General features: G+C 40.4%; 9 protein-coding genes. 6 read left to right on the top strand and 3 right to left on the bottom strand.

From position 1 onward, the window contains the following. Window positions 1–24: 24 nt before the first annotated feature. Genes TY16_RS01815 through TY16_RS01805 form a run of 3 tightly spaced genes read right to left on the bottom strand, consistent with a single transcriptional unit; the run spans window position 25 to window position 2,951 of the window. The gene (locus TY16_RS01815) at window positions 25–1,545 is read right to left on the bottom strand and encodes a DUF6056 family protein (RefSeq protein ID WP_043929988.1); all 1,521 of its coding nucleotides are present in this window, start codon (window positions 1,543–1,545) and stop codon (window positions 25–27) included. A 52-nt stretch (window positions 1,546–1,597) separates the two neighbouring features. Then, window positions 1,598–2,005, bottom strand: a complete 408-nt coding sequence (locus tag TY16_RS01810) for a GtrA family protein (protein ID WP_043929984.1) — start codon at window positions 2,003–2,005, stop codon at window positions 1,598–1,600. Continuing rightward, a complete protein-coding gene (locus TY16_RS01805; RefSeq protein ID WP_043929983.1) occupies window positions 1,983–2,951 on the bottom strand; it encodes a glycosyltransferase family 2 protein in 969 nt (322 codons plus the stop codon). Before TY16_RS01805 ends, TY16_RS01810 begins: the two co-directional genes overlap by 23 nt. A gap of 258 nt (window positions 2,952–3,209) precedes the next feature. Between TY16_RS01805 and TY16_RS25040 the strand changes: the two genes are divergently transcribed. The 6 genes from TY16_RS25040 (at window position 3,210) to TY16_RS25035 (ending at window position 14,218) form a co-directional block, all read left to right on the top strand. After that, window positions 3,210–4,472: a serine hydrolase gene (locus tag TY16_RS25040; protein WP_052342561.1), complete on the top strand. Its 1,263-nt coding sequence runs from the start codon at window positions 3,210–3,212 to the stop codon at window positions 4,470–4,472. 193 nt (window positions 4,473–4,665) lie between these two features. Next, complete coding sequence (locus tag TY16_RS01795; protein WP_043929981.1) at window positions 4,666–5,877, top strand: N-acetylmuramoyl-L-alanine amidase; 1,212 nt, start codon at window positions 4,666–4,668, stop codon at window positions 5,875–5,877. A gap of 233 nt (window positions 5,878–6,110) precedes the next feature. After that, window positions 6,111–7,532, top strand: coding sequence for an MBOAT family O-acyltransferase (locus TY16_RS01790; protein WP_043929980.1), 1,422 nt, complete (start codon window positions 6,111–6,113; stop codon window positions 7,530–7,532). Window positions 7,533–7,561: 29 nt separating this feature from the next. After that, complete coding sequence (locus TY16_RS01785; RefSeq protein WP_043929978.1) at window positions 7,562–8,752, top strand: DHHW family protein; 1,191 nt, start codon at window positions 7,562–7,564, stop codon at window positions 8,750–8,752. Between the two features lie 302 nt (window positions 8,753–9,054). Next, entirely contained in the window at window positions 9,055–11,208 is a 2,154-nt protein-coding gene (locus TY16_RS01780) for an LTA synthase family protein (RefSeq protein WP_231505674.1), read from the top strand. 448 nt (window positions 11,209–11,656) lie between these two features. Further along, window positions 11,657–14,218: a PA14 domain-containing protein gene (locus tag TY16_RS25035; RefSeq protein WP_081772851.1), complete on the top strand. Its 2,562-nt coding sequence runs from the start codon at window positions 11,657–11,659 to the stop codon at window positions 14,216–14,218. Window positions 14,219–14,278: the final 60 nt, after the last annotated feature.

Here is a 14,278-nt window from a genome sequence, read left to right as displayed (position 1 = left end):
AGCCGGCGATTTGCCGGCTTGAATCTATTCATTCATTTCTTTCCATTTTCCATAAGGAATGACCTTGAACTCAATATCTTCGGGAATTCCGTGAAATTCTTTGAAGAAGTCATATTGGAGACTTGGAATAATTGGGGTACTAACCCATAAATATCGCTCATGGGGCAGCCTCGTTAAGGTAATTACCTTTTCCCCCTTTTCAATTTGTTCGTGTATATAGCTCATTCGTTCCCGGTCAACCATTCCGTTCATGGTAAAAACGTAGATTAGGGATAAGCTAATCAAAAAGGCACAAATCCCAAATACTTTGTTTAACGAGAAAATTCGAAAGTTCTCTTCCTTGTGTATATAGATTCCCAAATCAATTGCCGCCATAGTAAAAAAGGTATAAGGCATAATGAAATTCCTTGGTCCGAACGGATGAACGAACAGCAATGGGGCGGTAATCAATAACGCTGAAAGTAGATAAAAGAGAATCCTGTGCTTAACATTCTGGTTCTTGACGGCAATGGAAACAGTCAAGAGGATGGCAATAAAGAACAGGAGTGAAAAAATAGCCTCAAATTGCCTAGTCCCTTCCTGGAAGGGCCAAATTTGATAAACAGGTAGAATAAATGTTTTATATAAGGGATATAACACAAACAGAGCGATGGCTATATGTTTTATAATTTTCCCTATTATACTTTTGGTTGATGACTTATAGAGAAGGATGAGGCAGAAAACCGCAAGAATAATATTAAGCATAATATTGGACGTGAAAAGCATTGGAGACATTTGTTCACTGAACACATCCCAAATCTTTTCAAAAAAGCCAAGTTCTTCTTCCGGAGTGCCTATTTTTCGGTAATCGTCATCGCCACTTGCTATTTTCGAATAGGCTCCATTTGAAAACATGATGATGGCGCCCACAATAGCCCCAGTAACATACCCGATATGAAGGAAATAGACTTTTTTAAACTTAAGGAACACGTAACCAATTATAATTAAGCCCATTATAATACTATATATTGTAGCGTTTTCCATAAAAAGCTGACTGGCTATTGCAAAGGGTATGACTAAATAATTTAGCCATTTATTATATGTAGGGACTTCATCCTCAAAAATATTCTTAATTGCCGTTATATAGATAAGAATAAAAACAATCGAAGTGATATAGTTTGAAAAGCCTGCGACCCATGCATAGGTTTGACTCATGACATTGACCGGAACAGAAAGAAAAAGAAACAAGCTCAATATATAGGCAAAACGCGACTGCTCCTTGTATTGTCTTGCGGCAAGAAGAACTAGAAGGGTTGAAAAAACTGCCATGATGAGAAATCTCAACCAGTAGACCCTAGTTAGAAACAATTCGAAAAAATTCCCCATATAACGCCCGTTATAATCCTCGAACCAGTTCATAAACCTTTTATAACCTTCAGAGCTTCCCCATGTCCAGTCGTCGTGGGTAAGTGGTGTCTGATAGGCTAGATAAAAATAAAAGCTGAATACAATCAAAATAAAAGCCCTAAAAAACGTCTTTCCTGATTTACTGGCAATACTACTCATCGCAACCTCCATCAATCATTTGGTTCAAAAAAAATCCAAATTATCCCTGTACTCAAGCTTCCGACTTCTCTTTAAAAATAAATACTTTGCTAAAGACATAATTAGCTACTAATACAATTCCATTTGCAAATACCTTTGCCCAGGTATCGTTGATGCCAACCACGCTTACTAGCAAGATCATTGCACCTAAATCCATAAGAAAGGACAAAAACCGGAACCCGAAGAACGAGGCCATTTCTTTGACTAAGGCCTGAATCGTCGGGGTGTGGGTTTGGAATACATATCTCTTATTGGTAACGTACGCGAACAGAACTGAGGCAATCCAGGCAATTGTTGTTGCAACGCGGTAATCGAGCTCAATTGGAGTCGCTGCTAGCCAATATATCACGATGTTTACTAGGGTAGTCAAGACACCCATGACCAAATACATGAAGATTTTATATAGTTCTCTGTTTTTCATAGATTGATTGCATCTCTTTCTGATTGTTATATTCCTGGACAAAGTAAAGAGGCCTATTCTTTGTTTCGGTAAATATCCGGCCTAAATATTCACCGATAATTCCGAGCGATAAGAGTTGGATACCGCCAAGGAACAATATAATAGCCATTGTAGACGGATATCCGCTAACATCTGAGCCGAAAAGCACAGTTTTTATTACAATAAAACTAAGGTAAATAAAAGAGAGTAATGATATAAAAAAACCTAAGAAAGTGGATATTCGTAAAGGGAATGTCGTAAATGAAGTAATTCCTTCCACGGCTAATTCTAATAGTTTGAAATAATTCCATTTTGTTTCGCCGCCTGCACGAGGGGCAGCCTCATAAAGAATCTCTTTTTTCTTAAATCCAATCCAGCTATACATTCCCTTTGTATACCGTTGGGATTCCCTGATTTGTTTTAAGGCGTTTACACATTTTTGGTCAAGTAGGCGAAAATCTCCTACATCAGGCAGGATGGGAATATTCGTCACCTTTTGAAGCATTCGATAATAAATTTTTGAAGTAGCTCTTTTTAGCCATGGCTCTCCATCGCGTTCGACTCTTCTAGCATATACATCGTCATAGCCTTGCTCCCAGTAGTAAATCATTTCTTCAATCACTTCTGGAGGATGTTGGAGGTCGGCATCCATGATGATAACAGCATCTCCTTTGGCAAAGTCAAATCCTGCAGCCATAGCAGTTTCTTTCCCGTAATTCCGGGATAAATCAAGGTACGAAATACGCGTGTCATAAAGCTGTAATCCTTTAATGATATCAATTGTTTTATCCTTGCTCCCATCATTAACAAACAACAATTCAAATTGATAGTTATCAATAGAATCCAGGATTGAAGTAACCTTATTGAAAAATTGTTCAATAACAGCCTCTTCATTGTATGCGGGTATTAAAATCGTAATCAACTTCAAAGCTTTTTACCTCCATTGTCGAAAACTGCCCAATTATCATGAAGATTTTTTTCTAGTGTTTAGTAGATTTTTATTTTTACTTAGGAAAGTAGTAGTTACACCTTAAAATACCTCAGTTGTTAATTCCCTATTACTCTATGGACCAACCATTCTTTTGTAAAATAAATATAGGTATAATTCCACTCCTAGCAATTGGATATTTTTGTTAGAATGATAGAAAAAGAGAGATAAAGATAGAAAAATAAAAGGATGGGGAAAATGAGAATAGTAAAATGCCTGGTGGTTATGCTCCTGGCGGTGTCAATCCTGATGCCCGGTCATGCATCGGCTGCGGGCTATCTGACAGCAAGACAAAACTTCTTGGACAAACTGGCTCCTGAACTAAATCGTTACATTAAAACAGCTGGAGGCACCATTTCACTTCAATATCAGGATTTGGTAACAGGTGATTACTATGTATTAAGGAATACCACAGCTGGAAAGGCTGCAAGCACGATTAAGCTTCCGCTTGCCATCTATGTAATGGAGCTTGCTTCCAAAGGGAAGCTTGATTTGGAACAAAAACTCACGTATAAAAGTCATCACTATAATGGAGGCAGCGGAGTAATCCAATATGACAAGGTCGGGACAAAGTATACAATCAGGGATCTTGTGAAGAAGTCGATGGTCCATAGTGATAATATAGCTTTCGTCATGCTTCGGGAGCGTGTTGGAAAGAGTAACTTTATAGCTTATATGAAAAGCCTCGGTGCTCAGTATGCGTACCCGAATGGACAAAATATGACATCGCCGAGGGACCTTATTATATACGCGAAAAAACTATACTCTTTTTCAAAAACAAGTCCTCTTGGAAAGGAGCTTGACGGTTATTTAAGGAAAACTGTATATAATACGACCATTCCAAAAGGAATACCAGGTGTTCCGATTGCCCACAAAGTCGGGATGATTCCCAATTCGCTTATATACAACGATGTAGCAGTTGTTTATGATAAAACGCCATATGTATTGGCAATTATGACAAAGAATATCTCCTATGAAAAATCTCAAAAAGTAATAGCGGGAATTGCATCTATCATTCATAAGCATCATAAGGCTAAAGAGGCTGCCGGTTATATGAGGACAAAAGTAGCTGTGACGGTATACCTCAAGGCATCTAAGGATAAAGCAATTGGCACTCTACAGAAGGGAGCAAATTTTAAAGTAAAGGCAATTCAGGGAGAATGGTATGTAATTTCCTATAGCAAAGGAACAGGCTATATTGAAAGGCGGCTTGTAACTGCCGCGGTGTCTCCGGGAATATCATCGATTTATTTCACCTCCAAGCCCCTGGGAGGAACAGTTATTAAGATTTCCCAAAATGCGACTGTCCTGAATCGCACAGGATCCGGGGCTCCACTCGGAATTATGAACAAGGGACAAGAAGTCTTTACCTCGGGAATTAAATCAGGCTATTACATTATCGATATAGGTGGAAGGGTTGGCTACATTCAAGAGCAACTTGCAGCCGAGGTTCAGCAATAGTCGAACATCTAAGAGGAATTAGAGGAAGCTATCAAAAAGGGTGGCTTCCTCTTTCTTTTGATTTATTACATAAATTTGGCAATTGAGGGAGGGGCATTTTAGGTCTTTTTCCCCTCTTATTACTTCCACTTTTGGTTTATAGTGGGTATGTTCTTACAAAAACATACAAGAAAAGACAAAAGGTGGGAAATGAGTGAAGGTTGCATCTCTGGTAAAATCTGTCGTATGCCTCTTAGTCCTTTTTTCATTCGTTCTGTCACTGGACCATAATAAAGCTGAAGCTGCCTATTCCTTTCAGGCTAAAGTAACGGCTAGCTCTCTCAATGTTCGTTCCGGCCCGGGAACAACCTACGCAGTTATAGGGAAGCTAACAACAGGCAAAATTGTAACAGTGCTCCAACAGAAAAACGGCTGGTCAAGTATCACAGCAGGTACCGTAAAGGGGTGGGTATCATCTCAGTACCTTTCTCCGGTAACCTGGACGGGTTATGTGACTGCTGACAGCCTGAATGTTCGTAAAACGGCCAGTGCCACTGGTACCATCCTTGGCGCAATTCCCCGTGGTACAGCAGTAACAGTTCATGGAACCGATGGCGGCTGGCTGAAAGTCACTGTTCCTTCCAAATCACTAAGCGGCTGGGTATCTTCCTCCTATATATCAAAAACAGCCGCATACCCAAAGCTGGTTTTAAAATCAGCTACCACAATGAGGAAAGGGCCTGGCACATCATATGCCATCATTTCCTCTGAGTCTCCTGGCACCTATTATGATAAACTTACTGTAAAAAACGGCTGGACCCAGGTGAAGAAGTCAAATGGGACAACAGGGTGGATAGTATCGACACTTTTAAGGGATCCTGCTACAGTCCTGAAGGGTAAGGTGATTGTCCTTGATGCAGGCCATGGCGGATACGATAGCGGAGCAGTCGGAGCAATTTATTATGAAAAGATGCTAACGTTAAAAACGGTCCTTCAGCTCGGGCCAAAGCTGCAAAAATCAGGTGCGAAAGTCGTTTATACTCGAACAACAGATACGTACCTTACACTTGCAAAGAGAGTCAGCATTTCGAATCTGAATCTTGCACATGCGTTTTTGAGTATTCATTACAACGCATTCTCAAAAACAAGCACTGGGATTGAAACATACTATTACTATTCCTCCAGAGAAAAGTCCCTTGCATCTTCAATCCAGAATGGAATCATTAAGCAAACTAGAATGAAAAATTTAGGGACGAAGTACGGAAACTACCATGTCTTGCGTGAAAACAAGCGGCCTTCCGCACTGCTGGAGCTTGGCTTTATTTCCAATCCTTATGAGGAAAAAACAGTAGCTTCGTCTGCTTTTCAAACAAAAGCGGTACAGGGCATACATGATGGCTTGTTCAACTATTTTTTAAATAGATAAAGTACTTCTGTTTTCGCGACTCCTTCCAAAAGGATTGTTATTTATTCATAGTATTAACTGCTGCCATTCCAGTTCGCTGGGATGGCGTTTTTTGTTTCTAAAGTCATTTTTAGGAACGTATGGATAGAAAAGGCGTTCGGCAAATAACATGTAGTCTTGACATATTTCTACAACAACCATTTAAATAGAAGGTAGGGCTTTTTTAGACCTTTTTTAAAGAAGGGGAAAGATTAATGTTATTTAGTTCATCAATATTCTTATTTGCGTTTTTGCCGATTGTGCTGATTTTGTATTTTCTTAGCCCCCGAGTGCTAAAGAACATCATATTGCTTGCTGCAAGTCTGTTCTTTTATGCGTGGGGAGAACCTCGCTATACCATCATTATGCTTATCTCAATTCTAATCAATTATCTTTTTGCCTTGATTGTTGATAAGAAAAGGGAAAACGGAACGGCAGTTAAATGGATCCTTGGCAGTATGGTCATTGCCAATCTCGCTATACTTGGCTTTTTCAAGTATGCGAATTTTTTCGTTGACAATTTAAATGGGCTTTTAGGAACCAGTATTAATATTCCGGATATCCCGTTGCCAATTGGCATTTCCTTCTATACATTCCAGGCTATGAGCTATGTGATTGACGTTTATCGGAAGGATGGCAAAGTTCAAAAAAATCCGATTAATATGGCTCTTTATATTTCTCTATTCCCGCAATTGGTTGCCGGACCGATTGTCAGATACCAGACAGTTGCGGATCAAATCAATGAGAGACGGGAAACGATTGACAAGATTGCAGAAGGAATTAGACGGTTTCTAATTGGTTTGGCTAAAAAAATGTTTCTTGCAAACAACTGCGGTCTTATCGCTGATCAAATTTTCGCGCAAAACCCGTCGGAAATGTCTATGGGGCTCGCCTGGTTTGGTATTATTGCGTATGCACTGCAAATTTATTTTGATTTCTCAGGTTACTCGGATATGGCAATAGGTTTAGGAAAAATGTTTGGGTTTGATTTTCTGGAGAACTTTAATTATCCGTATATCTCGAAATCTGCTACAGAGTTCTGGCGCAGATGGCATATTTCACTTGGAAGCTGGTTCAGAGATTATGTCTATATTCCACTAGGCGGTAATCGTAAAGGTGAAGCGAGAACCTACCTAAACTTACTGATTGTCTGGTTTGCGACCGGATTATGGCATGGAGCAAGCTGGACCTTTATTGCATGGGGTGTCTATTATGGTTTATTGATCATGATTGAAAAGGCATTCCTGCTTAAATTCCTAAAAAGGATACCTGCTATCCTTCAGTATATGTATGCTTTATTGATAGTTTTAATCGGATGGGTATTTTTCCGGTCCGAAACATTCACCTATGCTTTTGATTATATAAAAGCAATGTTTGGCATGAATGGAGTAGGTTTATGGGATCTTAAAGCGGAGTTTTACAGTCATGAACATGGTGTTGTTTTGTTGCTAGCTATTATTGGTGCCACTCCGTTGTTCAAGAAGCTGCTTGACTGGTTATCTTCTGAATATGGGAACAGGGCTGTTATGGCAGGGAAGTCCGTTGCATTGAATACGTATTATGTGGCTCTTCTTGTTCTCTCAGTGGTTTACGTTGTTTCAACAACCTTTAATCCGTTCATTTATTTCAGATTCTAAACGATACCTCGCCTGGAAGGGGTGCGATGATGCGCTATAAAATAAAAGATGTTTTTATTGTGGTAGTATTCTTCGGTTTTATCTTTGCATTTGCGATACTTTCTTTGCTTGGAGCAGACAATGTCTCTTCCCAGCTCGAAAGCAGAAAGCTTGCTGAAAAACCGGTTGCCGATCCTGAACTGATTTTGTCAGGAGAATACTTTAAAAACTATGAAAAATACTTTTCGGACCAGTTTCCGCTTCGTAATAATTGGATTGAAGCCAATGCGTTGCTGGACCGGAAGTTGTTAAAGAAGGATTATATCAGGGATATTTATATCGCCGATGATGGCTATATGATTACGCCGGTAAACCCTGCCAACAAGGGGAACTCTATTCCTGGAATTCAGAAAAAAATTGATACATTTGCCAGTGAACTTAAGGAACAGAACGTGAAAACATATTTTGCTCTTGTTCCCAATAAGTCTACCGTAATGGAAGATAAATTGCCTGACTACATCGAAAGCCATGCAAATGACTATTCAGATAAGCTTTTAAAAGGCTTTTCTTCCGATGTTGGCGCGATAGATTTTAGGGATGAAATTCTTTCCCAAATGGAAAAGGAAGAGAACCTTTATTTTTATTCAGACCATCACTGGAAGCCCAAGGCAGCCCTTATTGCTTACCAGAAAATTATTAATGAAATGTCAGAGGCTTTTCCCGAAGTGGGCAAACCGCTTGAAGCAGATGACTTTGTGTGGAAAGAACATCCATCGAAGTTTTTTGGGTCTGAGGCCAGGAAGATTACCAAAGTAAACGTACCGAAGCCTGACACAGTTACGATTGTGGAAGCGAAAGACAAACAAAAGCCTTTGACCGTTTGTTATAGTGGGGATTGCAATAAGAGCCTTTATAATTTGAATGTCCTTGAGAACGAAGAAACGTATACAAATCGATATACGACTTATATGTCCGGGGATGTAAAAGAAGGAATCATTAAGAACCCGAATGTAAAAAATGGCTTTAATGTATTAATCCTAAAAGACTCCTATGCCAATCCTTTGATACAGTTCATGGCTATGAATTTTGAGGAAACACGGCTGCTGGATTTAAGGAAGCATAAAAACCTTGATGTTAAAGAGTATGCACTTAAGCATAATATCGATGCGGTCCTTTTCGTTCATAATATTAATTCAATTGTTATAACCCCGGCCTTCATTAATCTGGGTGGGAGCAACTAATACGTACAACTAGGCTGCCTGGAGAAGTTGTTGAATAACGGCTTTTCGGGGCAGCTTTTTAGTAGTATTCCCTTATTTTTTTGAATCTCTAGTAGCAAGTTCTTTAATATATGAATCACTATCGGGCTAAACCCGATTTTTTTTGTTTATATGTAAAAATCCCCCGGGTAAAAAGTAGGATTGGTAAATTAAGAAAAAGGTGAAAAAATACTAAAATTCCCAGTTAAGCCGTGATATACTAAGGAATGGATTTTCAAATCCACTCTATTAAATTATTAGAAATGAGGGGTTCTCGTTTGTCAATGGAGTCTTTGGCGAAAAAGGAAATGAATATAGAGCAGCCTAACCAAAAAGCCCGATTTTCAGTAGATGGAAAAAGGCTTTTTGTAGCTTTGCTAACAGTTTTTTTTATGGTGGGCCTGCCAGTCCTGACTCTTATTGCGAGTGAGGTAATTGTCAGAGGAGCACTTGAAATGCCTTTTCTCGATTGGGCAAAGGAGTTCACCAAAAGGTTTGCCCTAAACGCAATTCTCCTTATCGCATTATTTAATATCTTTTATATATTGCCGCGCAAGTGGTTTATGATATCGAGTTTATTTGTAAGTAGTATTCTGCTAGTTTTTGCAATAGCCAATAAAGTGAAATTGGAAATAAGAAATGCACCTATTGCTTTTAGTGATTTAACATTAATAAAGGAGCTCCAGGGCCTTGAAAATCCAATTGAACTTAACCTCATGGCAATTATTGGAGCCGTTGTCGGGCTAGTTGCCGTAATTGTGGCCATTGTGTTCCTGGTTCCCCGGTATAAGGAATTCTGGGTATTGAAAGCTGTGGTTTTCCTTGTCTCGGTTGCCTTCCTGTATATCTTTATTGCCGAGAAACCTGTTTCACCTATGAAAATGGTGCAATTTCAGAATACATGGTGGAGGCAGGAGCTTGGCACAATGCGCAATGGGTTATATGGGAATTTTGTCCTGTTGGCAAAGCAAAATCAGATTAACCCGCCAAAAGGTTATTCCGAGCAGACGATAGGAAAAATTGGTGCCAAATACAAGCCTTCAGTTCCGGTGGCGAAAGGTGAAAAGCCAAATGTGATCTTTTTAATGAGCGAAGCATTTATTGATCCTTATAGTTTTGGAAAACAATATTTTACGGAAGATCCGATTCCAAACTTTAGAAAGCTTTTCAGCGAATCCCTGCATGGCACGATGTACTCTCCTGAATTCGGCGGAGGTACCGCCAATGTCGAATTCGAGGCACTCACTGGTTTGAGCAGGCAGTTTATGCCTGATAATACAGTTGCATACCAGCTTTATGTCAAGAAGGCGCTTCCGTCGGTTGCCTATTTATTCCGCGAAGCGGGATACGAAACTACGGCTATCCATTCGTTTTACAACTGGTACTACCAGCGGCGGCCAGTGTATAAAAATCTTGGCTTCGACAGGTTTGTTCCAGGAGAATTCATGGATCTGGAGCATGAGATGGGAACAGGGCATGGATATCCAGAGGACACTCAAACGATGAAAACGATACTTGAGACTCTTGATTACACAGAAGAGCGGGATTTTCTTCATGTTGTTTCTATTGAAGCTCACCAGCCTTACCCAAAGATCCCGGACTCCAAATTTTTGAAAAAAGGTCTCCTTCCTGAAGAAACCAGGCAATATCTCAATAATTACACAGAACGTATCCATAACGTGGACAAGAAGCTGGGCCAATTGATAGAGGATTTGGAAAAACGGGATGAACCAACGATTCTCGTATTCTTTGGGGACCATTACCCAGCATTTGAGAGTAACTACCGTGTCTACGGGAATGCAGGAACAAAAGTCGCCCATAATATTTTGGGTGATTATGAGGATTTCATGGCCTCCCACAAAGTACCATATTTCATCTGGAATTCCGAAGAGAATAAGCCTTCCGAGCTTGACCTAACACCGAATCAATTCGGGGCAATTGCCCTTGATATGGCTGGGGTAAAGGGGAATACCGTCACTGCGATTCTGGATAAAATGAGATCGCTCGGTGACTCGGTGATTCCATATAGTAAGTGGCAAAAGCAAATGGGCCAGCAAACGAAGGAAATGAAAGATTTACGTATCCTCCAGTACGACTTGCTGCATGGAAAAAGGTATAGCAATAACGCGATAGACGGCCTTATTGACTCTCCTTCAAAGGATTACTATCTCGGCCTCTACAAAACCATGAAGCTCGTAAGCGTGGAGGAAACTGGCGGTAAATATAAAGTAGTCGTAAAAGGCGCGCCTAAGTACTCTAATCTGGTCGAGGAGAACGGCAAGGAAATCGAGACAGAGTGGGAAGACGGCGGAACAGGAGTGGCAATATTCTTTGTTAAAAAAGAAGATGTTGATCCTGATAAAACCTATCACTTCATAGTAGAGGATTCTCTTGGAAATAACCTCCGGGCAACGAAGAACTTTTCGTTTGAAAAATAAATAATGAGTAATTGAGGCTATCCCGGAAGATGAGGGGTGGCCTCTTTTTTGTTTTCTTTTTAGCGATTTTATAAAAGATGTTTTCTAACGGAAGAGATTGAAGCACCTCGTAACAGGCAAAGAACGCCTGTCCCTGCGATGATTATTCCTGGAAGATTCCCTTTGTGAAGCGGAAATCACACTTTTTTAGCACAGCCCTCTATTAAAAAGCTGTCTTCAAACCAGCCAATCCTCTCTTTGGCTACATTCTTTTACCCCTAAGATTCTACAAAACATATTACTATTCCCCATATTTCTACTAGTAAACTAGGTATAATAGAGCATTTTTGGAGAAAACTATTAACTTTTATGTGGAAATTTAGGATAATAATAGACGAAAGATAATAAAGGAGGAGAGTTTACCATTAAAATCCGACAATTAAATAGACCCCTAATTCCTCTCGTATTATTGATCGCGCTTTTCTTTATATTCCCAGAAGGCAAAGCGCATGCCGCAGAAGAATACTGGAAGGCTTCCTTTTACCCTCAGCTAAATTATCAAGGAACGCCGATTGTGAAAACTTATAGCGATGTGAATTTTTCATGGGGAGGCAATTCTCCCATTGCTGGTATTCCTAAAGATTCTTTTTCTGCAAAAATATCAAAACGGGTCACAATAAGTGAACCTGGTCTATACACGTTTAGCGGAACAGCTGACGATGGGATCCGCATTTATGTAAATGGTAAAAATAGATTGAATAAGTGGATGGATGGCGTTCACAATTTTAGTACTAATGTCTATCTTACCCAGGGTACCCATGTTGTGACGATCGGCTATTACGATAAAAAGTGGAGTGCTACGCTGAAGGTTGATCTGGCAAAAGCTGATGAGCAGCTGCAGGAAGATACCTGGAAAGCAACGTACTATCCTTCCTTGAATTTCACCGGTACTCCTGTGACTACTTCTGTGAAGGAACTTGATTTCTCTTGGGGAGGTAGTTCGCCTGCCGCGGGGATTCCTATTGATAACTTCACGGCTGTTTATGCCAAGCAGCTTGTCCTTGATAAGCCAAAGAAATTGAAGCTTTCCGGAAAAGCTGATGACGGCATTCGCATTTTTGTGGATGGCAAAAAGGAAGTGGACCTTTGGCAGGATGGCGTCAATCCATTCGAAAAGGAACTGTCGCTTGAGGCTGGGACCCATACAATACTTGTTGAGTACTATGACAAGAAATGGAGTGCGACCCTGAAGCTTGGCCTGGAGGATATTACTCCTGTCCCTGTCCCTGAAGTGCCAGCTGGTCATTGGAGCGCTTCATTTTATCCCACGGCTGACCTTACAGGGAATCCAGTCCAAACCTCTTATCAGGACTTAAACTTTTCATGGGGCGGCGGTTCACCTGATCCCGCAATTCCAACTGACAATTTTTCAGCCGTATTTGAAAAGACAGTCAATGTAACTGAAACTGGTAATTATAAAATTATCGGTACAGCTGATGACGGGATGAAGATATATGTGGATGGCGTTCTGAAGGTCAATGAATGGAAAGATGGGGTAAGCAGAGTTAATGAATCGATTACCCTTGCTGAAGGCAGTCATAAAATCAGGGTTGAATATTACGACCGAAAATGGAGTGCAACACTGCGCCTTGATTTGATAGAAGATTTTTGGAGAGCCCAAATCTATCCAACAGCTGGACTTACTGGAACACCAGTAAATCTGGCATATGCCGAATTGAATCTTAGCTGGGGTGCTGGATCACCTCATTCAAGCATACCCGTTGATGGATTTTCTGGAATCTTTGAAAAACAAATCAATATAGAAAAAGATGGGAAGTATCGACTCACTGGAAAAGCAGATGATGGTGCCCGGATCTATGTTGATGGCACCAAACAGGTTGATGTGTGGAAGGATGGAGTCAATACAATCAGCCATGACTTAACACTATCAAAAGGGCTTCATACGATTAAGGTTGAGTACTATGACCGGAAGTGGAGCGCGACTTTGAATTTGGATTTAAAAGAAGTCCTGATTGGCAAATCGTTTACTTATACAAGCTATCCCAATACACTGGATGAGGCTGTAGCCATCCAAATGAATTATTCCCAGACCGATAAGAAATATGATGCGTATGTTCGGAGCGATGCATTAATAGTAAATGCAGCTACACCGAATACGGGCATCGTAGATGGTGTTGGCTGGAATGTGCGTGGCGGAAAGCCTATCGATGGCTGGGTACTGGGGAAGCTGAATGATAACGAAAAAGTCTCAATCCTTTCAAAGACTGCTAAGCTGTCTGACGGCTATATCTGGTATAAAATCAACTACAACAGGTCATGGGTTAATCCAAGCCCTGAAGATATTTCCTATTATTTGAATCCGAATACGTTTCCTCTTGAAAGCAGGCAAAGCTATCAGTTTATCAAACTGTCCCAGCCAGCGGAATCTGATCCGAATGAAGTGAATCAGAAGGTTCTTGCCAGCAAAGGCGTTCTTACCGCCAAGGCATCAGTCTTCCTTCAGGCAGGGCGTTCGTATAACATCAATGAAATTTATTTGATTGCCCACGCTCTTCACGAAACTGGTAATGGAACATCACATTTGGGAACGGGTGTTAAAGTGAATGTAAAACGTGATGCGAATGGGAATGTCGTTAAAGACGGCAGCGGTAATACAGAAATAATCGTCTTGGATAGGTCTGCAACAAAGTATGATGCGATTGTCTATAATATGTATGGAATCGGTGCATATGACAGCTGTGCACTCAACTGTGGTGCTAAAAAGGCTTACAATGAAGGCTGGACAACAGTAGATAAGGCAATCATCGGCGGCGCTCAGTTTGTTGCTGAGTCATATATCCATCGCGGCCAGGATACTTTGTATAAAATGAAATTTAATCCGGCAAGGCCGGGGTATCATCAATATGCGACCGATATTGGCTGGGCTGTAAAGCAAACGCCGAATATCTATAATATTTACCAAATGCTCGATAGCTACTCGCTTATCTTTGATATCCCTAGTTACCAATAAGGATACACGAATGATAAAACGCATGGCAGGGAAACCTGTCATGCGTTTTCTGTTTAATTC

The organism is Bacillus sp. EB01, assembly GCF_000613125.1.
GTDB lineage: Bacteria > Bacillota > Bacilli > Bacillales > Cytobacillaceae > Bacillus_D.
Note: the sequence above shows the minus strand (reverse complement) of the source record. Positions and strands in the feature narration are given on the sequence as shown.

What these genes read in the sequence shown, in the direction of transcription:
- TY16_RS01815 (WP_043929988.1), bottom strand. Translation starts at nt 1,545, where the DNA reads ATGAGTAGTATTGCCAGTAAATCAGGAAAGACGTTTTTTAGGGCTTTT.
- TY16_RS01810 (WP_043929984.1), bottom strand. Translation starts at nt 2,005, where the DNA reads ATGAAAAACAGAGAACTATATAAAATCTTCATGTATTTGGTCATGGGT.
- TY16_RS25040 (WP_052342561.1), top strand. Translation starts at nt 3,210, where the DNA reads ATGAGAATAGTAAAATGCCTGGTGGTTATGCTCCTGGCGGTGTCAATC.
- TY16_RS01790 (WP_043929980.1), top strand. Translation starts at nt 6,111, where the DNA reads ATGTTATTTAGTTCATCAATATTCTTATTTGCGTTTTTGCCGATTGTG.
- TY16_RS01785 (WP_043929978.1), top strand. Translation starts at nt 7,562, where the DNA reads ATGCGCTATAAAATAAAAGATGTTTTTATTGTGGTAGTATTCTTCGGT.
- TY16_RS01780 (WP_231505674.1), top strand. Translation starts at nt 9,055, where the DNA reads ATGGAGTCTTTGGCGAAAAAGGAAATGAATATAGAGCAGCCTAACCAA.